This is a genomic window from Microbulbifer thermotolerans (genome assembly GCF_900112305.1).
Lineage (GTDB): Bacteria > Pseudomonadota > Gammaproteobacteria > Pseudomonadales > Cellvibrionaceae > Microbulbifer > Microbulbifer thermotolerans.
The window spans coordinates 500336-521810 of the sequence record NZ_FOKT01000002.1 but is presented as its reverse complement, the minus strand read 5'-3'; the positions used below and the strand labels follow the sequence as shown (position 1 = coordinate 521810).

Genomic DNA, 21475 nt, shown 5'->3' with positions numbered 1-21475 from the left:
CGGGACGGCCCGTGCGGGATACCACCATGTTTACCAAGGTTCTGATTGCCAACCGCGGCGCTATTGCAACCCGCGTGATTCGCACGCTGCAGCGTATGGGTATCGCCTCGGTGGCAGTTTATGCCGAGTGCGATGCCGACAGTCTGCATGTGCGTCACGCCGATGAAGCCTACAGTCTGGGGGAAGGCGCTGCGGCTGATACCTATCTGAATGTCGAGCGCCTGCTGGAGATCGCCGCCGACAGCGGCGCTCAGGCCATACACCCCGGTTACGGATTCCTCAGTGAAAATGCCGCCTTTGTGGAACGCTGTGAGGCGGCGGGCATCACCTTTATCGGCCCCACCGCTGAGCAGATGCAGGCGTTCGGTCTGAAGCACCGGGCCCGTGCCCTGGCGGAGGCCGCCGGTGTGCCCCTGCTGCCGGGCTCGGAGCTGTTGACCGATCTGGCCGCGGCCCGCGCCGAAACACAACGCATCGGTTATCCGGTTATGCTCAAGAGCACCGCCGGTGGTGGCGGCATCGGTATGCAGTTATGCCATGACGTCGCAGAGCTGGATGCGGCCTTTGATTCTGTCAAACGCCTGGGCGCCAACAACTTTGCCGATGACGGTGTTTTTTTGGAGAAGTTCATTGCCCGTGCCCGCCATATCGAAGTCCAGGTGGTGGGCGACGGCTCCGGCAGAGCCCTGGCCATCGGTGAGCGGGACTGCTCCAGCCAGCGCCGCAACCAAAAGGTGGTGGAGGAGTGCCCAGCGCCCAATCTGAGTGAAGCGGTGCGCACCCGCCTGCACAGTACCGCAGAGAAGCTGCTGGCCAGTGTTGAGTATCGCAACGCGGGCACGGTGGAGTTCATCTACGACGCTGACAGCGGGGATTTCTACTTTCTTGAGGTCAACACCCGGCTGCAGGTGGAGCACGGGGTGACCGAGGAGGTGTACGGCGTTGATTTGGTGGAATGGATGCTGCGTATCGCCGCTGGCGAAGCACCGGATCTGGAGGCGCAGCGGGCACAGCTGAAACCGACGGGGCACGCTATCCAGGTGCGCCTCTATGCGGAAGATCCCTGGCGCGATTTCCAGCCCTGTGCCGGCCTGCTGAGCCATGTGTCCTTTCCCGAGGGGGAAGGTGTGCGGATTGACCACTGGATCGAATCCGGCATCGAGGTTCCTCCTTTCTTTGACCCCATGCTGGCCAAGGTCATTGTCCGCGCCGGCGATCGCCCCGCAGCATTGGAAAAACTGCAACAGACACTGGATGCCACCGAACTGTACGGCAGCGAAACCAACCTGGACTACCTGCGTGCGCTCAGCCGTGACGATACCCTGGCCCGGGGCCAGGTCACCACTCGCTACCTGAACAGCTTCCGCTATCAGCCGGCCCGGATCGATGTGCTTCAGGGGGGCACTCAGACCACCATCCAGGATTTTCCGGGGCGGCAGGGGCACTGGGATGTGGGCGTGCCACCCTCCGGTCCTTTCGACAGCCGCTCCTTCCGCCTGGCCAACCGATTGCTGGGTAACCCGGACAGTGCAGCGGGACTGGAGATCACCCTGCAGGGACCCACGCTGACCTTTGCCTGTGATACCCGGATTGCCCTCACGGGCGCCACCATCGATGCCACCCTGGACGGACAGGCAATACCGGGCTGGCAGGTAGTTCCGGTGGCGGCGGGACAGACTCTGCAGCTGGGGCGAGTCCGGGCGGGGGCGCGGGCCTACCTGGCTGTGTGTGGCGGTATTCAGTGTCCCGGTTACCTGAACTCCCGCTCCACCTTCACCCTCGGTCAGTTCGGCGGCCACAATGGCCGCGCTCTGCGTACCGGTGATGTACTGCATCTCGATGCGGCCGCTGACCCCGGCTCTGTTCCCGTGCGGGGGGTCGCGGAGGCGCTGCGGCCTGTTCTGGACCATCACTGGGAGCTGCGCGTGATCTACGGCCCCCACGGGGCTCCGGACTTCTTTACCGATGAGGATATGCGCACCTTCTTCGATACGGATTGGGAGATCCACTACAACTCCAGCCGCACCGGTGTGCGTCTGATCGGCCCCAAGCCGCAATGGGCGCGCCGCGATGGGGGAGAAGCCGGTTTGCATCCCTCCAATATCCACGACAACGCCTACGCCTTCGGCACCGTGGATTTTACTGGCGACATGCCGGTGATTCTGGGGCCGGACGGTCCTTCCCTGGGCGGCTTTGTCTGTCCGGCCACGGTGATCACGGCGGACCTGTGGAAACTGGGCCAGTTGCGGGCCGGGGACAAGGTGCGCTTTGTGCCGGTCAGCCTGGAACAGGCCGTGGCCCTGGAAGCGGCTCAGAACCGGGCGATCGAAACACTGCAGGCACAGACGTGCAGCTGGCAGCCGGTGGAGCCGGACACCCCAATACTGGCCCGATTTGACGCTGAGACTTTTGGCGACGAGATCGTCTGCCGCGCTGCCGGGGACCATTTCCTGTTGGTGGAGTACGGCCCCCAGGCGCTGGATATCCGCCTGCGCTTTCGCGCCCATGCGCTGATGCAGTGGCTGCAGCAGCATCCCTTGCCCGGGTTGCGCGAGCTGACCCCGGGTATCCGTTCCCTGCAGATCCACTTCGACACTCAGGAGCTCAGCCATAAACATCTGCTGGCCCATATAGAGAAAGGCGAGCGCGAGCTGTCACAGCAGCTGGCGCAACTGAGTGTGCCGTCGCGTATTGTCCACCTGCCACTTTCCTGGGATGACGCGGCCTGCCGGCTGGCTATTGAGAAATACGAACAGAGCGTGCGCAGGAATGCTCCCTGGTGTCCAAGTAATTTGGAGTTTATCCGTCGCATCAACGGCCTGGACAGCATTGACCAGGTCAAACAGATCGTATTCAACGCTTCCTATATGGTGATGGGGCTGGGGGATGTCTACCTGGGGGCACCGGTGGCCACACCGGTAGACCCGCGCCACCGCCTGGTGACTACCAAATACAACCCGGCGCGCACCTGGACCGCGGAGAACTCCGTGGGGATTGGCGGCTCCTATCTCTGCGTGTACGGCATGGAAGGGCCCGGTGGCTACCAGTTTGTCGGCCGCACCCTGCAGATGTGGAATCGCTACCGGCGCACCGATGCTTTTGAAAAACCCTGGCTGCTGCGTTTTTTCGATCAGATACGTTTTTACGAAGTCAGCCATGAGGAGCTGCAGCAGATTCGGCGCGACTTCCCGCAAGGTCGCTACCCGTTGAAGATCGAGGACAGCCATTTCTCCCTGGCGGAATACGAGCAGTTTGTTGCGGACAACGCCGGTGACATCCAGACATTCCTTGAACAGCGCAACGAGGCCTTTCAGGAAGAGCTGGAACGTTGGCATGCCAACGGCCAGTTCAACTTTGAAGTGGAGGAGGCAGAAGCCGAATCCATTGAGCAGAGCTGGCCAGAGGACGCCACTCTGGTGGACAGCCCTGTGTCCGGCAGCGTCTGGCAGACGGAAGTCCGGGCCGGTGACACGGTGGAAGCCGGACAGCTGCTGATGATTCTTGAGTCCATGAAAATGGAAATCCCCATCTGCGCCCCCTGTAGCGGCGTCGTCAGCCAGCTGCTCTCCAACCAAGGCGGGCGGGTCAGCGCCGGTCAGGCGCTGGTGGTGCTGGAGGATGAAGCCACACTGACAACCGGGGAGGACAAGGTATGAGCATTGACATGAGTATTTCTGCGCTTCAGCGTGCCTTTGCCGAAGGCCGCCTGACACCGGCGCAGCTGATGGCGGATATCCGCCGCCGTACAGCTGAATATGAGGCGCACAATATCTGGATTCACCTGCTGACGGCCGAGGAGCAGCAACCCTGGCTGGAGGCCCTGGCACAGAAGGACCCGGCCAGCCACCCCCTGTGGGGTATTCCCTTTGCCATCAAGGACAACATTGATCTGGCCGGGATACCCACCACCGCGGCCTGCCCAACTTTTGCCTACACACCGGAAAGCTCGGCACAGGTAGTGCAGCAGCTGATCGATGCCGGCGCCATTCCCGTCGGCAAGACTAACCTGGACCAGTTTGCCACCGGGCTGAACGGCACCCGGTCACCTTATGGACCATGCCGCAACGCCTTTGATTCGGATTACATCTCCGGAGGTTCCAGCTCCGGCTCTGCTGTAGCGGTGGCGCTGGGGCTGGCCAGCTTCAGCTTGGGCACGGACACTGCGGGCTCTGGCCGGGTCCCCGCCTGCTTCAACAATCTGGTTGGCCTCAAGCCCACACGGGGACTCTTGTCGTCCACGGGGCTGGTGCCCGCTTGCCGGTCGCTGGATTGCATCAGCATTTTCACTTTGGACACTGATGACGCCAATACGGTTTTGGCCTGCGCTGAAGGTTTTGATGCCCGCGACGGTTATAGTCGTCGCAACGGGTTCGATAACGCCGCCCGCCAGTACGGCCTGCGAAGCGGTCCGTTGCGAATCGGCGTTTTGCCTCAGGAACAGCTGAAATTCTTTGGGTCTGACCACTATGCGCGGGCCTATGCGGATACCCTGGCGGCACTGACTGGCGCGGGCATCGAACTGGTAACCGTTGACTTCACCCCCTTCGATGAGGCGGCGCGGCTGCTCTATGAAGGCCCCTGGGTGGCCGAACGCTATATCGCCTGCGAGTCCCTGTTAAACAGTGATCCCGAAGCGATCCATCCAGTGGTGCGCGCCATCATTGAGCCGGGCAAGACGCCACCTGCCACAGACCTGTTCCGAGCCCAATACCGCTTGCAGGAGCTGCGCCTGGCCTGTTTCGAGCAGATGGAAGGGCTGGACTGTCTGCTCACCCCGACGGCGGGACGTCTCTTCCGCGTAGACGAAATGCTGGCCGAGCCGGTGCGCTTCAATTCCCAGTTGGGTTATTACACCAACTTCATGAATTTGTTGGATATGGCGGCGGTTGCCATTCCCACGGCCTTTACAACGCGAGGTTTGCCGTTTGGCGTGACCCTGGTGGGGGATCACTTCAGCGATCGCAGACTGCTATCCATCGGTAATCGGATACGCCAGATATTGCCGCTTCCTCAAGGTGCTCTGGGCACAGAAGCTGCGCCCACAACGGCGCCAGACTGCGGCGGAAGCGAACGCACAGATCTGTTAGTTTGCGGTGCCCACTTGCAAGAATTGCCTCTGAACTGGCAGCTGACTGAGCGCGGGGCTGTTCTGAAGGCCCGCGCCCAAACCGCGGCTTGTTACCGGCTGTTCGCCCTCGCCGGAGGTCCGCCGTTGCGACCGGGACTTATGCGCGATGAAAGCGGCGGCAGAGGTATCGAAGTGGAAGTCTGGTCTATTCCCACCGCAGAACTGGGCAGCTTCGTCGCCGCCATCCCGGCCCCCCTGGGTATCGGCAAGGTGGAATTGGCCGATGGCCGTTGGGTGAGCGGGTTTATCTGCGAGGCGTCTGGCCTCAAGGGTGCCGAAGAAATCACCCACTATGGCGGTTGGCGCAATTGGTTACAGAGTCAGTAAGCAGTCGCCGATAAAGGAACCCCGGAGTGCCATGAATTTGGGTATGGGGGAATGACTTTCCCGGCAGGGCACCAGGGCGCTGGAGGCGCGTGGTATCATAGGCGCCTTTTTGTATGAGGGGCGCGGTGAGGCGCCTGGAGGAACGATTATGTCCTGGTTGGGCGCGGGAATCGGAGCCGGTATCGGCCTGATGTTTGGAGGCCCTATCGGTGCGGCACTGGGCGCCTGGATAGGCAGCTCTTTTGGCTCCGGACTGCAACGGGCGGCTGGTGCCGCGGTGGCAGGTCTGAACCGTGAAGGAGCACAGACGGTATTTATCGTCACCGTTTTTTCCATGTTGGCGAAGATGGCCAAGGCGGACGGTCTGGTTTCGAAGGCGGAAGTCAACCTGATTGAAGACTTCATGCAGAATAATCTGCGCCTCAGCGCCGAGGATCGGGCGCAGGCCATCAAGATTTTCCAAAACGCGAAAACCGACGCTTACAGCATCTACGACTACGCCCGTCAGTACCGTCAGCTGGTGCGCAACGAGGCCATGCGCGAAATGGTCTACCGCCTGCTGTTCGCAGTGGCCTGTGCGGATGGTGAGCTGCACGCGGCGGAAGAGGAGATACTGCGCCGTATTCCCGAAGATCTGGGGTTACATAGCTCCATTTTTTCCGCCATGCAGGGGGAGTTCGGCCATCGCGCATCGGTTTCCGCGCAGAGCCTGAAGCAGCATTACGATGTATTGGGCTGCACTCCCGATGTCAGCGACCGAGAGCTGAAACTCGCCTATCGGCGCAAGGCTGCGGAATTCCACCCGGATAAGCTCGCCGCCAAGGGGTTACCGGAAGAGTTTATGCGGCATGCAGAAGACCAGATGAAAAGTATCACTCTGGCTTACGAAACCATTGTGGAGGCGCGCAAACGCAAGGCGGGGGCTTCGGCCTGAGCACCCGTAACTACCTACGACACTTCACAGGAATGGATCAGCGATATTTTGAGAGGTAGTGGCATGAGCTTGGCAAACCAGATTAAAGAGAAGCTTACCGAGGCGCTGGCGCCTGAATATATCGATGTACAATGCGAAAGTCATATGCACAATGTGCCGCCTGGCGCGGAGATGCACTTTCGCGTCGTTTTGGTCAGTGACGCTTTCACTTCGATGAGTAAAGTGCGACGCCACCAGCGGATTTACGCAATACTGGCCGAGGAAATGGCAGGGCCGGTTCACGCCCTGGCGCTACATACATACAGTCCGGAAGAGTGGCCGGGTGAGGCGCCGCAGAGTCCGGAGTGCCTCGGTGGCGGCAAACATTGAATTTGCTAAGTCATCCTGAATAAATCGTTTCATGACGGTCAAGATACATTGAGATCCGATGAGAAGCTCAGCTGATGGGGATGGATATTTCGAAACTGTTGGGCATAGGGGTGCACCTGGGCGTTTTCAAAATGCCCATCCCATTGACTGAGTGTCCCAGAGCCATTACAGCTCCCGTGTGAATTAATCAAAGGCATTTTTGTTATCGGGCTGTTCCTTTCACGTCGGCATATTTTTCCACGTATGGCGTTCGCTTCTTTTCCGATGGAATTAGGGCCCTCTGCATAGTTCGTGCGAACGCTGTCGCTGGTTTCACAGCCTTAGGGCAGGGAGTATGGCAAGTGACTATGCGTGCCAAAAGAACTTTTCTTGCGCCAAAATCTCCGTGACTTTTTTTTTGACGCCAATAATTGGTTGTTTTTTCTACAGCTGTATTACCCCGCGACTAAACTGACCATTGATTGGGCTGATTGCTGTTTAATCCGCTGAAAATCAATGGAGTTACCTCAATGAAGATGATGCGTATTCTGACCCCGGTTCTGGCACCTCTGGCACTGGCGGTTTCTACTAATGCGTTAGCCGGTCCTTCGGGTTATATACCCGCACCGCCTCCGCCTAAAACTCAGGAGTTTATTATCCGGATCGGTGCCTCTTATATTCATCCGAATTCGGAGCAAGTAAGTTTTGTCGATGATTCGCTACAGTACTTCGACGCTTTTCGGGCAACTATAGACCCGGATGATGAGTGGGGCTGGAATATCAGCGGTGTCTGGAAGCCTCACGATCATTTCGGATTCGAGTTGATGTATGTTGACGGCGATGATCATGTTGGCGGCAACAGCAAAGGATTCGTAACAGTAGCCGGATTCGACGATGTGGCACTGCGGAACCTCGCTAAATTTGAAGCCGATATGAGCATGGCTTATGTCAACTGGTATCCGCTGGATCCATCCTGCATGTTCCAGCCCTATGTCGGTGTTGGTATTAATTACACGGACTTTGGCGGTGAGAGCTTCAGAGGGGTTGCACGTGCGGACCTCAATGACCTTGGCCTCACTTCTCGCATGTCTCTGGGAAATTCCTGGGGATACACTTGGCAGATTGGTGCCGATATTAACTTTGGCCACGATAGTGCGTGGCTGGTGAATATGGCTGCAATCTACGTGGATTCGGAGACCGATTTGGGATTCACCGTCCGCAATAACGCCTCAACCAATACCGATTTCTTCCTGGAATCTTATTCCGGTGATTACCTTTACAATCCGTGGGTGTTCAACTTGTCCATCGGATACAAATTTGATTTTTGAATCTGATGATGAAAGGTTGTGTTAAAGGGCGCTTCGGCGCCCTTTTTTATAGCGGCTATGTAGGGTTATTCACTGAAATGCAGCGGTCGGGAGAATAGTGCTAATGAGAGGAAAGTGATTGTTCGCACCGGAGCCAACAATGACGCTCAAATGAAAAAGAAGGGGGTTGCATAGCAAAGCGGAGGGCCAGTGAAAAGGTTGGCACAGCATGCAATGGAGAAATTCGCGCCAAAAGATGCGAATAAAAATGCGCCAATACCACACTATATGGGCTGTCGGTGAATGGCTGGGGGAGGAATTTCTACAGAGGTGTTTTTTCGTGTCTAGACTGAAAAGTGATTGGGTTGATTGTTGTTGAATTAGCCGAATATCAATGGAGTACTTCAGATGAAATTGACGCGCATTCTGACACCTATGGCGATTGCTGTAGCCGCGGCGGTCAGTGCTGAACCGGTACTGGCCGGCCCGTCCGGCTATGCAGCACCAATACCTTCAGCTCCTCCGGCGGTGTATGAGGCGGGTACTGTGATGCTTCGCATTGGCGCCTCCTATGTCGATCTCGACGATGACTCAGGTAAGTGGCGCTACGACCGGGATCTGCAACCGTTTTTTGATGGGCTCAGATACGACCTGGATGGAGAGACAACCTGGAATTTCTCTGTGGGGTTTATGCCGATTGACCATATGTCCGTAGAACTGGGCTATATCGGAAAAGCGGAGCACGATCTGGATTTAACGGGGCTGGATGCCACTTTTGTGCAGGATTTTGGCGTCAGCAAAATTCGCGCCGGCAGTATCGACCGCCGCTCGGCAACACTGATGTTCAACTGGTTCCCTGTTTGCAAGGAGTCCTGGGTGCAGCCCTACGTGGGCATCGGAGCGCACTATACCGATTACGATAGTGTGCGCTTTCGAACTGCGGCCAATGACTATCTGGCAGAAGTGGCCGGAGCCATAGGGCCGGCAAAACTGTATCTGGAAGATGATTGGGGCTGGGCTGGTCAAATAGGGATCGATATTATGCTGGGCCGCGAGAGTAACTGGCTGGTCAATGCGGCTGTCCAGTACCTGGATTCAGATGTGCAAACCGATTTGCACTATCAGGCTCCCAATTTTTATTTTTCTCCCACTACCGTTATTAATGCGGCGAGAACAGACATTGAACTGGATTCCTGGGTATACAACTTGGGTATCGGATATCGATTCTGAATCGTTTGCATTACAGTGCAGATGAAAAAGGCGCTTCGGCGCCTTTTTTTGTATTCCTGATTGCTAAGGAACCTCTGATTAATTCGCGTGAACACTATGGTAGGTCCCGGGGCGCTCAGGCGATAGGGCGGATATTTCGAAAACGCTCGAGTACTTCCCTGTAGCTCCGACGGATACATCCCTGTATCCGACGGTTTAGAAATAGCCGTCTTATCACTTGAGCTTCACATCCGCCCCTGAAGAGCCTCTACCACCAGGACATGAATTAACCAGAGATTCCCTAATGCATCCGCTGTTTTCCGGACTCTATCACTCGCGTTGGCAAATCGGTTAATGTAGAGCCTCAGTCAATTACGATGACGGAGTATGGCAAATGGAATTGTCACCTCCCTCAGGCGCGCGGGGCCTTATTCGCGGACTAATGTTCGCGGTTTTCTTTGTTCTATTCAGTAGCGCTGGAGCGGGAAACGCTCTTGCAATCGAGTGTCCCGACTGGACCGCTTCCCGCGCAGAGCGGGAAATCAACCGGCTTGCCGATCAGATCAGCCAGTGGGATCAGGCCTATTACCTGGAACACCAGTCACTGGTGGACGATGCGGTGTACGACCGTGCGCAAGCGGTGCTGGCGGCCTGGAACCGCTGCTTTCCGGAGCAGTCGCGGGCACAGGAGGCGCCACCGCGTCAGGCTGGGGGCCTTCTCGTTCACCCGGTGGCTCATACGGGCCTGCGGAAACTGCGCGATGCCGATGCGGTGGAGCGTTGGTTACAACGAGATGGTGACATTTGGCTGCAACCCAAAATCGATGGCGTTGCCGTGACCTTGGTTTACCGGCGGGGATTGTTGCACCAAATGATCAGTCGCGGCGATGGCCGAAGCGGTCAGGATTGGACCCGGCATGCGCGCAGAATGCCGGCTATTCAGTTGGAAATTCCCGACCAGCGGGAAGAACTGGTATTACAGGGAGAAATCTACTGGCGCGTGGAGAATCATGTGCAGGCAGAGGGCGGCGGCAAGGCGCGGGGTCTCGCCAGTGGGGCCATGGCTTCCCGAGTCTTGTCGCGCCCGCAGGCGCAGTCCCTGGCGTTGTTTGTCTGGGATTGGCCCAATGGCCCCGCGACAATGCCCGAGCGGCTGCGTGCTCTGAGGGCGCTGGGGTATGACGTCAGTGATTACACACACCGGGTGCGCTCGCTGGATGAAGTGCGCCGCTGGCGCCGGCACTACTACGAGTCCCCTCAGCCTTTCGCCACAGATGGGGTCGTTCTGCGGCAAAGTGAACGTCCAGCGGGAGATAGCTGGCAGCCCCAGCCGCCGGAATGGGCGGTGGCTTGGAAGCACCCGGCGGCCACAGCGTTGGCGTCGGTAGTGGGGGTGCAATTTCCCGTAGGTCGTACCGGTAAGATTGTGCCGGTGGTGGAGGTTGCGCCAACGTTACTGGATGATCGCGAAATCCGCCGCGTCAGTGCCGGTTCCTTCGAGCGCTGGCAGTCTCTGGATATCCGCCCCGGTGATCAGTTACGCCTAACACTCGCTGGCCAGACGATCCCGCAAATTCGAGACGTGGTTTTGCCCGCGCTGGAAAGGACGGCACTGCCAGTGCCGGACCCCGATGCCTATGGCCCTTTGACTTGCTGGCAACCGGAGCCGGGCTGCGAGGATCAATTCCTGGCGCGGTTGCTGTGGCTTGGGAAAAGTCTGAAATTCCGCGGTATGGGTGAGGCGCGCTGGCGCTCGTTGCAAGAGACAGGTCTGTTGACAGACCTATTGGCCTGGACATCGCTTTCGGAGAAGCAATTGGTCGCTGTGCCCGGTGTTGGCCCGAAAAGGGCGCGGCAGCTGCTGGATAATTTTAACCGGGCACTGGCACAGGATTTCCGCAGCTGGATGCTGGCTTTGGGCATGCCGTCAATCCACTTGTTGCCGGAGGCGGCCTGGCGGCAAGGTTCGTTTTCTATTTTTTCCAAACGGGGAGAAAAAGACTGGCGACAGTTTCCGGGTATTGGGCCCCAGCGGGCGGGGGAGCTCGTCAGCTTTCTGCGCCACGAAGAGGTGCAGCTCCTGGGGGTGAAGCTGCAATCGCTCGGTGTAGCGGGGTTCCGCTAGGGAACCTCTGATTAATTCGCGTGAACACAATGGTAGGTTTCGGGGCGCTCAGGCAATAGGACGGGTATTTTGAAAACCACAAGTACTTCCCTGTAGCTCCGCCGGATACATCCCTGTATCCGCAGTATTGAAATTTCCTTTCCATCACTTGCGTTTCTTATTTGGTCTCGCAGTATCTTTACTGCGACTAAGCAAACGTATCAGACTGCCGGTAGAGTCTTTAGTCGTTACTGGGAAAGTTGAATTGGGCTCCCTCGCGCAGGCCGCTGGCCGGCCAGCGCTGGGTCACCGCTTTGCGCTTGGTGTAGAAACGCACGGAGTCAGGGCCATAGGCGTGCAGATCGCCGAATAGTGAGCGTTTCCATCCACCGAAACTGTGGTAGGCCACGGGTACCGGCAGCGGTACATTGATACCCACCATGCCCACTTTTATATTGTCGGAGAAGTAACGCGCGGCCTCTCCGTCGCGGGTGAAGATGCAGGTACCGTTACCGTATTCGTGGGCGTTGATAATCTCCATCGCCTCTTGCAGGGTGCGAACCCGCATCACGCAGAGCACCGGGCCGAAGATTTCGTCGCGGTGAATCGTCATGCCTTCTTTGACTTTGTCGAACAGGCAGGCGCCTAGAAAATTGCCATCCTCGAAACCGGTAACCTTCAGATCACGCCCATCCACAACCAATTCCGCGCCTTCCTCAATGCCCTTGGCGATGTAGCTGCGGATTTTTTCCAGATGGGCGCGGCTGATCAGCGGTCCCATATCGTTGTTGTTGTCCATGCCGTCGCCGACTTTCAGTTTGGTGATGTGGGCTTTCAGTTTCCCAATCAATGCATCGGCGACGGCGTCGCCGACGGCCACTGCGACGGAGATGGCCATGCAGCGCTCGCCGCAAGAGCCGTAAGCGGCGCCCATCAGTGCATTGGCCGCGTTGTCCAAGTCGGCGTCGGGCATGATCACCGCATGGTTCTTGGCACCGCCGAACGCCTGGACCCGCTTGCCGCTGGCGGTACCTGTGCGGTAGACGTACTCGGCAACCGGCGTGGAGCCCACGAAGCTGACCGCCTGTATCCGCTGGTCCGTCAGCAGCGTATCCACCGCTTCTTTGTCGCCGTTGACCAGGTTCAGCACGCCGGCGGGGATGCCCGCTTCAAGGCCCAGCTGGGCAATAAACAGCGCGGAACTGGGAGCCCGCTCGGAGGGCTTGAGTACGAAGGTGTTGCCGCAGGCGATGGCCATGGGCCACATCCACAGGGGCACCATGGCGGGAAAGTTGAACGGGGTGATACCGGCGCAGACGCCCAGGGGCTGGAATTCGCTCCAGGCATCGATGCCGGGTCCGACGTTCCTGCTGTGTTCGCCCTTTAGCAGTTCTGGGATGCCGCAGGCGTACTCGACATTTTCGATGCCGCGCTGCAATTCGCCCATGGCGTCGCCCAGTACCTTGCCGTGCTCGCGGGTGATCAGTTCGCAAATCTTGTCGGCATTGGTTTCCAGCAATTCCTTGAAGCGAAATAGGATGCGTGCGCGCTTGATGGGCGGAGTGTCCCGCCAGGCGGGATAAGCGGCCTCGGCGGCGGCGATGGCGTCTTCCACGGTAGCGCGGCTGGCCAGGGCGACTTTGGCGATCACTGCGCTGGTGGAGGGATTCATCACTTCCTGCTGACGAGAGTCATTGGCGGTGGTAGTGCCATTGATCAGGTGGCCGATGGTGTTCATGTTTGTGCTCCTTCGGATGGCTCCGGTGCTCCGTGGTCGTAGTGCTGCGGTGATTTTTGCCAATGCGCGGTGGGGGTCAGTCAACTTTTTGCAGCACGGCTCGCAGGGTCTTTGCAATCGTTTCAATCTGAGCGGTATCGATAATAAACGGCGGCGCCACTGCGATGGTATCGCCGGTCCAACGCAGCAGCAGTCCGCGCCGGTAGGATTCCAATACCACTTCCATCGCGCGCTTGGATGCCTCCCCGGCGCGGGGTTGCAGTTGGATGGCACCGGCCAGGCCGCAGTTGCGGATGTCGATCACATGGGGGCAATCCCGGAGGCTGTGCAGGGCTTCTTCCAGGTGCGGCGCCAGCGATTGTACGCGCGCGAACAGCTTTTCGTGCTCGTAGATATCCAGAGTGGCCATGGCCGCGGCGCAGGCCACCGGGTGGGCGGAATAGGTGTAGCCGTGGGCCAGTTCGGGGATATGCTCGGGACCCTGCATAAAGGTGTTGTAGATTTCTTCCCGCGCGAAAACGGCTCCCATTGGGACAGCGCCATTGGAAATGCCCTTGGCGGTGGTCATGATATCCGGCACCACGCCGAACGCTTCGGCTGCAAAAGCTGCGCCGGTTCGGCCAAAGCCGGTAATCACCTCGTCAAAAATCAGCAGAATTTCGTATTGGTTGCAGAGTTCGCGCAGCCGCTGCAGATAGCCTTTCGGCGGCAGTATCACTCCGGCTGAGCCGGCGAAGGGTTCAATCATCACCGCGGCGATATTTTCTGCGCCGTGCAATTCGATAATGTCCAGCAGCCTCGCCGCCATGGCCTCGCCGCCATGCGCGGGCAGGCCGCGGGAAAAGCGGTTCTCCGGCAGCAGAGTGTGGGGCAAATGGTCCACATCCAGGGCCGGGCCAAAGTGTTTGCGGTTGCCCGGCATGCCGCCGATGGAGATGCCGCCGAAATTCACACCGTGGTAGCCCTGGGCGCGGCCGATTAGGCGAATCTTTTCCGGTCGGCCTTTGGCGCGCCAGTAGGCACGTGCGATTTTCAACGCTGTGTCCGCCGCCTCTGAACCAGAGTTGCAAAAGAAAATGCGGTTCAGATCGTCGGGCGCCATATCGGCCAGGCGCTTGGCCAGTTTGAAAGACAGTGGATGGCCGAACTGAAAGGCGGGGGAGTAATCCAGCTCAACCAGCTGCCGGGCCACCGCGTCGGCAATCTCTTTTCGGCCGTGGCCGGCGTTACAACACCAGAGGCCGGAAAATCCGTCCAGCACTTGGCGGCCGTCGGCGGTGGTGTAGTGCATTCCTTCGGCGCGGACAAACAGGCGCGGGTTGGCCTTGAACTGGCGATTGCCGGTGAAGGGCATCCAGTGCGCGTCGAGTTCGTCGGGGCTCAGACCGGCAAAGCTGTCGATCTCGGCCATGATTCACCTCGTACGGTTTTGTTATCGTATCGCGGTGAGTCTAGGGATGATTAATAAAATTTACAATAGGTGAAGGATTATTCAGTTTTTTGTGTGGCGTCTCTTGCAGCAATGGTGAGCCAACGGGCGATATCCTGGGGTTTTTTATAACCATGTGTTAAATATATTAATCGACAGCAGAGGGGTTGAAGTCTCGTAACACCGCCAGAAAAGCGTCCCCGAATTTTTCCAGCTTGCTGTCTCCGATACCGGATACGGCGAGCATTTCTTCGCGGCTTTGCGGTCGGGCGGCCACCATGCCGCGCAGTGTGGCATCGTGGAAGACCACATAGGGCGGTACACCGTGTCGGTCCGCGAGCTGTTTGCGGCAGGCGCGCAGCGCTTCCCACAACGGCAGATCGGCGGGCGCTATCTCTGCGGGTGGAGTGGCCTTACTGGCATCACTTCGGGCCCCTTTGGCTTTCGGCGGCAGCTTGCGCAACTGAATGCGCTCCTCGCCGCGCAGTAGTGGGCGGCAGGCTTCGGTCAGGCGCAGGCTGTGGAATTCACCCTCAACTTCGAGGTAACCGCGTACCACAAGTTGCCGCGTCACTGCCCGCCATTCGCTGGCGGACAAGTTGGTTCCGATGCCGTAGGTGGACAGGGTGTCGTGGCCGAACTTGCGTACCTTCTCGTTTTCCGATCCGCGCAACACGTCGATGACATGGGCGGCGCCGAAGCGTTGGCCGGTGCGGTAGACGCAGGACAGCAACTTCGCCGCGGCTTCCGTACCGTCCCATGTTTGCGGCGGGTTTAGGCAGGTATCGCAGTTGCCGCAGGGTTCCGGCAGCTCCTCGCCGAAATAGTGCAGCAGGGCCTGGCGACGGCAGCTGGTGATTTCGCATAGGCCCAGCATGGCATTCAAGCGCGCGCTCTCTTGGCGTTTGTGCTCTTCGCTGCCGTCGGAATCTGCAGCCATTTGCGACAGCTTGACCACATCTTCGAGGCCGTACAGCAGGAGTGCCGTCGACGGCTCGCCATCTCGTCCGGCGCGGCCAGTTTCCTGGTAATAGGCTTCAATGCTTTTGGGTAAATCCAGGTGGGCGACGAAGCGCACGTCCGGTTTGTCGATGCCCATGCCAAAGGCGATGGTGGCGACGACGATGATTCCGTCCTCGCGCAGGAAGCGACGCTGGTGCTCGGCGCGCATTTCAGCGGGTAGTCCGGCGTGGTAGGGCAGGGCGGTATACCCCTGCTGGCAGAGCCAATTGGCGGTGCTCTCTACCTTGGTCCGGGACAGACAATAGACGATACCCGCCTGCCCCTGGTGCTCCGAGCGCAGAAATTGCAGCAGCTGGCGGCGTGGATTGTCCTTTTGCGCGATGCGGTACTGGATATTGGGCCTGTCGAAACTGCTGACAAAGTGCTCGGCGTTTTCCAGATCCAGGCGCCGGGCAATTTCCGCGCGGGTGCGCCGATCGGCGGTGGCAGTAAGCGCGATACGCGGTACATGGGGAAATTGTTCGTGCAGGCAATTGAGCTGCAGATAATCTGCGCGGAAATCGTGGCCCCATTGGGATACACAGTGGGCCTCGTCGATGGCAAACAGCGACAGCTCCGCGCGGCGCAACAGTTCCAGTGTGCGCGTTTGCGACAGCCGTTCGGGGGCCAGGTAGAGCAGGTCCATTTCTCCGCGCACCAGCGCCTCTTCGACTCGCTGGGCCTCGCTGAAAGGCAGGGAAGAGTTGAGGTAAGCCGCGCGCACACCGGCGGCCCGCAGTGCTTCCACTTGGTCCTGCATCAGGGCGATCAGTGGTGATATCACCACACCGCAGCCGGGGCGGGCCAGGGCCGGTATCTGATAGCACAGGGATTTGCCGCCTCCAGTGGGCATCAGTACCAGAGCGTCGCGACCTGCCATGAGTGTGTCGATGATCTGTCTCTGTTGCCCTCGGAACCGGGTGTAGCCGAAAACGTGTTCGAGAATTTCTTGTGGTGCGTCCATGGCGGCGGAGTATAGCGCGTGCAGGTGCCGGGGACGCTACCGGTGGGACAGGTGAGGGAGGCTGGAAGGGTATTCGCCCCTTGATTGTGTCATCTACTTGTTTCTGTGACGTAGTTCTCAGGTCTATAATCGCCGCACCGCATGCACAGACAAGGATAAGGCGATGCGAGCTTCAGTAATCTTGGTGCTGGTGATGATGGGGGTGGGCGTTGCGGGATGTTCCGCCACTTCCCCTCATACCTTGGTGCAATCGGCGCTGGCCGACACTCATCTGGGCTGGCACCCGGCGCCGGAGAATCAGTTAGCGTTTGCACTTGCCACGGCGTCTGGTATTGGTCGTGTGACCTTGCGGCCTCTGCCGGATCATTTGGATACGCTGACACTGGAACTGCCGGGTATGCGCAAGGTAAAGGAGGTACAGTGGGTCGGTGATGAAGGTGAGCAGATGCGGCTCTACGATGGTGTCAACGGTTTTGACGGCGTAAGCCTGGAGAGCCGTGGACACGGTTACCGTTTGCGGATTGTGGGCCAGGCGCTGGATTTGATACGCGACGGCGGACTGTTGACGGTGGTCGACCACCGCGCCGGACCCAATCCTTAGTCCACGTTATTTTTCGCAACGGCTCGCGGGATAGCGCCTGGGTTTAGTTGCCGGGTGCTGTTGATTTTGCTGGGGCTGACTTTGACCGCGGCGCAAAGCCCAGTCCGTGCGGCCGGATCAGGTAGAGCTTCGGCCAGTATTTCCCCGTCACCCACAGGCCATTGCGTACCCGGTCCCAGGCGATACCGTTGGCGACTGCGTCCGGGTGATGCAGGGATGGCGTCAATTGTTTCAAGTCGATCAGTCCGCGCACTTCTCCGCTTTTGGGGTCTATGGCGATAAGTCGACTGTCCTGCCAGATATTGGCCCAGATCAACCCGTTCGCGTATTCCAGCTCGTTTAACCATTTCCACTTTTCCCCACCGCCGTGCACTTCCACACTGCGCAGCACGGCAAAGGTTTCCGGGTCGCGGAACGTCAATTTGCCGCTGCCGTTACTCATAATCAGGTGCTCGCCGTCGCTGGTGAGCCCCCAGCCTTCGCCAGCATAGCGGCGCAGGCCCAGAGGCGACAGGTCGGCGGCGCGGTAAATTTGCACTTCCCCCGCTTTCCAGGTAAGCAGGTATAGCCTGTCGCCGAATACCGTCAATCCCTCGGCAAAGCGGTTCTCCGCCAGCCATTTACGCCTTAGGGGACTGGCGCCGGGATCGCTATACTCCGCCAGCCAGGATCGGCCGTAGAGACCGCTGCTCTCCCACCAGCGCTGGCCGTCGAAATAGAGCCCCTGTGTGAAGTGATCGGCTGGGCGCTGGCGCTCTTCAAGGACCGAGAAGGGGACGCTTGGCGGCGTTTCGGCCAGTGTGAGGGGAGAGAGCAGAAGCAGAAACAGAATCGTGAATTTACGCATTAGAAGAAAGTTATGACCAGAGTAAAAACCTTTGTGACGTTGACCCTTCTCGGGGGGCTGGCGGTGGTGTTGCCCATCGCCATCTTTATTTTGCTGTTTCAATGGTTGTTCGGCCAGATCAGCGAGCTGGTGGCGCCCGCTGTCGCCTGGCTGGAGGCGCACACAGATTTCAAGGATACCCTCGCCAAACTGGCGGTGATAGTGCTGATGTTGGGCGGGTGCTTTGTGATCGGCCTTTTGGTCAAGACCAGTGTGGGGCGCTGGTTGCATCGGCACTTGGACCACTGGCTCGGCCGGTTGGCGCCCGGTTACAACACCATTAAGGAACTGGTGCTGCAGTTTATTGGCGGCGGAGCCGGGGAGGGCGTGCTGTCGGGACCAGTTGCCAGGGTGCGGATTCACGGCCCGGACCACCCGCTGTCGGTGACGGCGATCGTCACCTCCCGCCATCCCAACGGTGATTACACCGTTTACGTGCCCACAGCGCCGGTGCCCACTTCCGGGCTTGTATACCATGTGCCGGCGGGGTGCGTGGAGATTTTGCCCGAGGTCACGGTGGAAGCGGCCATGAAGTCCATTGTCGCCTGCGGAGCTGGAAGCGGCAGCCTGTTGGCGCCAAAGGAGCGGATCTAGGGAAATGGCGGCTCATTCGCGTGTATGCAGCTGCAGATGTGTGCAAGCGCGGCTTCTAATACTCGGCTGACATGGATTCCCTAAGGAACCTCTGATTAATTCGCGCGAACGCTTTGGTTAGTTCCGTGGCGCTCAGGCAATAGGATGGCCATTTCGAAAACGCACGAGTACTTCCCTGTAGCTCCGACGGATACATCCTTGTATCCGACGGTTTCGAAATGGCCATCCTATCACCTGAGCTTCTCATCTAGCTCCAAAGAATTTTTACCGTCAGGAAGCGAATTAATCAGAGGTTCCCTAAAGGTTTCTGATTCCACCCCGCTAGGATGCCACTCCCTTGCGGTTTTTACCGAGATCCCTGACCGCGAAACGGGCCGGGTGCAGCGCTTTTGCCAAAGTGTTGCAAACCGGCATGGCTTCGCCGCACAACCAAGCGGCGATGACCTCCGCTGCCAGGGGCGCATAGGCGAAGCCGCGCGAGCCCAGACCGCCAAGCGCATACAGGTGCGGCTGGTAAGGCGCTTTTTGCGGAATTAGGCGTTTGCGGTTTTTTCGCAGTTCCGCGTAGGTTTCTTCTAACGAATCCCAAATTGGAATAGGGCCTGCAATCGGCAGGTAGTCGGGCGTTGCCGCACGCAAAGCCGCTCGCCCACTGATCGATTGGGTGGAAAATGCGTCGGCTATCGGGGGCAGCATTTCCGCCAGGGTATGCAGATTTTCCCGGTGTTCCTCCGCGCGCAAGTCCGTCGCAGTTTCTTTCAATTTAAAGGTGGCGCCGAAGCAGTGGCGCCCGTTGTGAGCCGGGGCGATATAGCCTTCGCCGCAGAGGGTGATTTTCAGTTGTCGCGACAAATCGTCGGCGGGGGCGCTGGACACCTGGCCTCGGATGGGGCGCAGGGGCAGGGCGGCGGTTTGCAGGAAATGACGTATGCCGTTGGCGGTACAGATTACCACTGCGTCCGCAGTCAATACGCTTTCTTTCGCCGTCTCCTCTTGCAACCCGGTTTCCGCACTTGTGAGTTGCCAGCCGCAATCCGTCGCAGTGAGCTGGTCGATTTTGCGCGTGTAGTGCAGGTGGATATTGCGGTGCCGCAGCAGTGCCTCGCAGACCTTTTGCGGCTCCAGCCATCCCGCCTGGGGAAAGTAGAGCCCGCCAAACGCCAGTGGAAGCCCCGCGATCTCACTTGCCTGTGCCGGTGTTACTTCTGTTGCCAGTGATTTGCCCCGGTACGGTGCCAGCCACTGGCCGATCTGTGCCTGCAGCTGGCGTTCTTTGTCCGTCTGTGCCAGTTGCAGCAGCCCGGAGAAATGCACGGATTCAGGGCAGTGCCGCTGGTAGTAGCGGAGCGCATACATCAGTGCGTGCAGGTTGAAGTCCCCGTTAGGGCCGGGCTTGGGGGAAAGCTTCGCGTACAGGACGCCTTGCGCATTGCCGGATGCCCCGGCACCCGGTGTCGGGGCCTGGTCGAAGACGTGAACCTCGATCCCGCGTTCGGCCAGGGTGCGGGCAGTGGTGGCGCCGGAGATGCCCGCACCCACCACGGCTACTTTGCGGATCTTTATTTCGGGATTTCCACCCGGCAGGTGCCAGGGGGTGGCGGTGATTTGGCTCGGCTTTCGCGCTTCCAGCCGGCCGCGCAACATTTCCCGTTTCCGACCGAATCCGGGCACTTTTTGTATTGTGAAACCGGCTGCCTTGAGGCCTCGTTTTACCAGCCCCGCACAGGTGAAAGTTGCAAAGGTGGCGCCGGGTCTGCTGAGTGCGGCGAGATTTTCGAACAGCTCCGAGGTCCACATGGCGGGATTTTTCGCCGGGGCAAAACCGTCCAGGAACCAGGCATCCACTAACTGGTCGCGGCTGTCGTCTTCCAGGCGAAGGTTGTGGAAGGCTTCGCTGGCTTCGCCGACAACGAGGGTAAGGGTGGCCTGCTCTAAGTGCAGCCGGTGTACACCCTTGGCCAGCAGTGGCGGATATTCTCGTATCAACTGTTCCGCCAGCGGCTGCAGCTGGGGCCACAAGTCCAGGGCGCGGCGCAGATCGCTGGGGTGGAGGGGATATTTCTCCACCGAGATAAAATGCAGGCGCGCGCCGGCTGGCGCCCGTTGCCGCCACAGCTCCCAGGCGGTGAGGAAATTGAGGCCGGTACCGAAGCCGGTTTCGCCGATAGTAAAGGTGTCGCTCGGTTTCAGAGTCGCCCAGCGTTGGGGCAGGTCGTTTTGTTGCAGGAAGACGTAGCGGCTCTCTTCCAGGCCGGAGCTGGTGGAGAAATAGATGTCGTCAAAGGCCCTCGATAACGGCTGGGCGTCGTCGCGCCAAAGGATGTCTGCGTAGGGGGATTCTTCGCGCATTGCTATTGTGTCCCCTCAGGATTGCAAGCCGAACTCGCGCATTATCTGGGTGCACCATTGGTCGAGGCGTGCGTCACTCTTTTCGAATTCGCTTTCCTCATCCAGGGCCAGGCCGACAAAGTGTGTGCCGTCTTCTGTCAGCCCCTTAGAGGCTTCAAATGTATAGCCTTCCGCGGGCCAGTGTCCTACGGTGCGGGCGCCGCAGGCGCGCACTTGGGCGTGCAGGTAGCCGAGGGCGTCCTGAAACCACTGCGGGTAACCGGCCTGATCGCCGAGTCCATAAAGGGCCACGGTTTTTCCAGACAGATCCAGCTGGGCCAACTCGTCCCACACGTTTTCCCAGTCTTCCTGCAATTCGCCGTAGTCCCAGGTGGGGATACCGAAGATGAGAAAGTCGTATTGCTCGGCCAGGGCGATATCGCTGTCGGCGACATTGTGCAGGTCTATCCACTCGGCGCCGATCCGGTCGCGGATTTTCTCCGCGGCCATTTCCGTGTAACAGGTGCTGGAACCGTAAAAAAGCCCAATGGGGGCAAGAGGTGTTTGCATATCCGG

Annotated in this window: 15 protein-coding genes; 9 read left to right on the top strand and 6 right to left on the bottom strand. The window is 59.0% G+C overall.

Features of this window, described 5'->3' with window-relative positions; genetic code table 11:
- Positions 1 to 26 precede the first annotated feature (26 nt).
- The 7 genes from uca (at position 27) to ligB (ending at position 11378) form a co-directional block, all read left to right on the top strand.
- Entirely contained in the window at positions 27 to 3656 is a 3630-nt protein-coding gene (gene uca / locus BM155_RS04820; protein ID WP_074901332.1) for an urea carboxylase, read from the top strand.
- Positions 3653 to 5455, top strand: a complete 1803-nt coding sequence (gene atzF, locus BM155_RS04815; RefSeq protein ID WP_074901329.1) for an allophanate hydrolase — start codon at positions 3653 to 3655, stop codon at positions 5453 to 5455. Before uca ends, atzF begins: the two co-directional genes overlap by 4 nt.
- A gap of 148 nt (positions 5456 to 5603) precedes the next feature.
- Positions 5604 to 6389 (top strand): co-chaperone DjlA, encoded by a 786-nt coding sequence (djlA, locus tag BM155_RS04810; protein ID WP_067153846.1) that lies wholly within the window; start codon positions 5604 to 5606, stop codon positions 6387 to 6389.
- Between the two features lie 63 nt (positions 6390 to 6452).
- Positions 6453 to 6758 carry a BolA family protein gene (locus BM155_RS04805; RefSeq protein ID WP_067153844.1) on the top strand — a complete coding sequence of 102 codons (306 nt, stop codon included), beginning with the start codon at positions 6453 to 6455 and terminating at the stop codon, positions 6756 to 6758.
- A gap of 509 nt (positions 6759 to 7267) precedes the next feature.
- On the top strand, positions 7268 to 8065 hold the full coding sequence (locus tag BM155_RS04800; RefSeq protein WP_139223136.1) for an OmpW/AlkL family protein: 798 nt from the start codon (positions 7268 to 7270) through the stop codon (positions 8063 to 8065).
- A 387-nt stretch (positions 8066 to 8452) separates the two neighbouring features.
- Positions 8453 to 9274: an OmpW/AlkL family protein gene (locus tag BM155_RS04795; RefSeq protein ID WP_067153841.1), complete on the top strand. Its 822-nt coding sequence runs from the start codon at positions 8453 to 8455 to the stop codon at positions 9272 to 9274.
- Between the two features lie 373 nt (positions 9275 to 9647).
- Positions 9648 to 11378 (top strand): NAD-dependent DNA ligase LigB, encoded by a 1731-nt coding sequence (gene ligB, locus BM155_RS04790; protein ID WP_217641418.1) that lies wholly within the window; start codon positions 9648 to 9650, stop codon positions 11376 to 11378.
- 220 nt (positions 11379 to 11598) lie between these two features.
- On the opposite strand, the gene BM155_RS04785 is transcribed toward ligB, so the two are convergent.
- From BM155_RS04785 to recQ, 3 genes are all read right to left on the bottom strand, one after another.
- Positions 11599 to 13095 carry a CoA-acylating methylmalonate-semialdehyde dehydrogenase gene (locus tag BM155_RS04785; RefSeq protein ID WP_074901324.1) on the bottom strand — a complete coding sequence of 499 codons (1497 nt, stop codon included), beginning with the start codon at positions 13093 to 13095 and terminating at the stop codon, positions 11599 to 11601.
- A gap of 76 nt (positions 13096 to 13171) precedes the next feature.
- A complete protein-coding gene (gene aptA, locus BM155_RS04780) occupies positions 13172 to 14506 on the bottom strand; it encodes an omega-aminotransferase AptA (protein ID WP_067153831.1) in 1335 nt (444 codons plus the stop codon).
- Between the two features lie 166 nt (positions 14507 to 14672).
- Positions 14673 to 16490 carry a DNA helicase RecQ gene (recQ, locus tag BM155_RS04775; protein ID WP_074901322.1) on the bottom strand — a complete coding sequence of 606 codons (1818 nt, stop codon included), beginning with the start codon at positions 16488 to 16490 and terminating at the stop codon, positions 14673 to 14675.
- A 163-nt stretch (positions 16491 to 16653) separates the two neighbouring features.
- Here recQ and BM155_RS04770 point away from each other — a divergent pair, with 163 nt between their 5' ends.
- On the top strand, positions 16654 to 17091 hold the full coding sequence (locus BM155_RS04770) for a hypothetical protein (protein WP_074901320.1): 438 nt from the start codon (positions 16654 to 16656) through the stop codon (positions 17089 to 17091).
- Between the two features lie 43 nt (positions 17092 to 17134).
- On the opposite strand, the gene BM155_RS04765 is transcribed toward BM155_RS04770, so the two are convergent.
- Positions 17135 to 17938: a glutaminyl-peptide cyclotransferase gene (locus BM155_RS04765; RefSeq protein ID WP_074901318.1), complete on the bottom strand. Its 804-nt coding sequence runs from the start codon at positions 17936 to 17938 to the stop codon at positions 17135 to 17137.
- Between the two features lie 12 nt (positions 17939 to 17950).
- Here BM155_RS04765 and BM155_RS04760 point away from each other — a divergent pair, with 12 nt between their 5' ends.
- Positions 17951 to 18571: a DUF502 domain-containing protein gene (locus BM155_RS04760; RefSeq protein WP_074901316.1), complete on the top strand. Its 621-nt coding sequence runs from the start codon at positions 17951 to 17953 to the stop codon at positions 18569 to 18571.
- Between the two features lie 321 nt (positions 18572 to 18892).
- On the opposite strand, the gene mnmC is transcribed toward BM155_RS04760, so the two are convergent.
- Together mnmC and fldB are read right to left on the bottom strand one after the other, a co-directional pair.
- A complete protein-coding gene (gene mnmC, locus BM155_RS04755) occupies positions 18893 to 20920 on the bottom strand; it encodes a bifunctional tRNA (5-methylaminomethyl-2-thiouridine)(34)-methyltransferase MnmC2/FAD-dependent 5-carboxymethylaminomethyl-2-thiouridine(34) oxidoreductase MnmC1 (RefSeq protein WP_074901314.1) in 2028 nt (675 codons plus the stop codon).
- A gap of 15 nt (positions 20921 to 20935) precedes the next feature.
- Entirely contained in the window at positions 20936 to 21469 is a 534-nt protein-coding gene (fldB, locus tag BM155_RS04750; protein ID WP_074901311.1) for a flavodoxin FldB, read from the bottom strand.
- Positions 21470 to 21475 lie beyond the last annotated feature (6 nt).

What these genes read in the sequence shown, in the direction of transcription:
- uca (WP_074901332.1), top strand. Translation starts at nt 27, where the DNA reads ATGTTTACCAAGGTTCTGATTGCCAACCGCGGCGCTATTGCAACCCGC.
- atzF (WP_074901329.1), top strand. Translation starts at nt 3,653, where the DNA reads ATGAGCATTGACATGAGTATTTCTGCGCTTCAGCGTGCCTTTGCCGAA.
- djlA (WP_067153846.1), top strand. Translation starts at nt 5,604, where the DNA reads ATGTCCTGGTTGGGCGCGGGAATCGGAGCCGGTATCGGCCTGATGTTT.
- BM155_RS04805 (WP_067153844.1), top strand. Translation starts at nt 6,453, where the DNA reads ATGAGCTTGGCAAACCAGATTAAAGAGAAGCTTACCGAGGCGCTGGCG.
- BM155_RS04800 (WP_139223136.1), top strand. Translation starts at nt 7,268, where the DNA reads ATGAAGATGATGCGTATTCTGACCCCGGTTCTGGCACCTCTGGCACTG.
- BM155_RS04795 (WP_067153841.1), top strand. Translation starts at nt 8,453, where the DNA reads ATGAAATTGACGCGCATTCTGACACCTATGGCGATTGCTGTAGCCGCG.
- ligB (WP_217641418.1), top strand. Translation starts at nt 9,648, where the DNA reads ATGGAATTGTCACCTCCCTCAGGCGCGCGGGGCCTTATTCGCGGACTA.
- BM155_RS04785 (WP_074901324.1), bottom strand. Translation starts at nt 13,095, where the DNA reads ATGAACACCATCGGCCACCTGATCAATGGCACTACCACCGCCAATGAC.
- aptA (WP_067153831.1), bottom strand. Translation starts at nt 14,506, where the DNA reads ATGGCCGAGATCGACAGCTTTGCCGGTCTGAGCCCCGACGAACTCGAC.
- recQ (WP_074901322.1), bottom strand. Translation starts at nt 16,490, where the DNA reads ATGGACGCACCACAAGAAATTCTCGAACACGTTTTCGGCTACACCCGG.
- BM155_RS04770 (WP_074901320.1), top strand. Translation starts at nt 16,654, where the DNA reads ATGCGAGCTTCAGTAATCTTGGTGCTGGTGATGATGGGGGTGGGCGTT.
- BM155_RS04765 (WP_074901318.1), bottom strand. Translation starts at nt 17,938, where the DNA reads ATGCGTAAATTCACGATTCTGTTTCTGCTTCTGCTCTCTCCCCTCACA.
- BM155_RS04760 (WP_074901316.1), top strand. Translation starts at nt 17,951, where the DNA reads ATGACCAGAGTAAAAACCTTTGTGACGTTGACCCTTCTCGGGGGGCTG.
- mnmC (WP_074901314.1), bottom strand. Translation starts at nt 20,920, where the DNA reads ATGCGCGAAGAATCCCCCTACGCAGACATCCTTTGGCGCGACGACGCC.
- fldB (WP_074901311.1), bottom strand. Translation starts at nt 21,469, where the DNA reads ATGCAAACACCTCTTGCCCCCATTGGGCTTTTTTACGGTTCCAGCACC.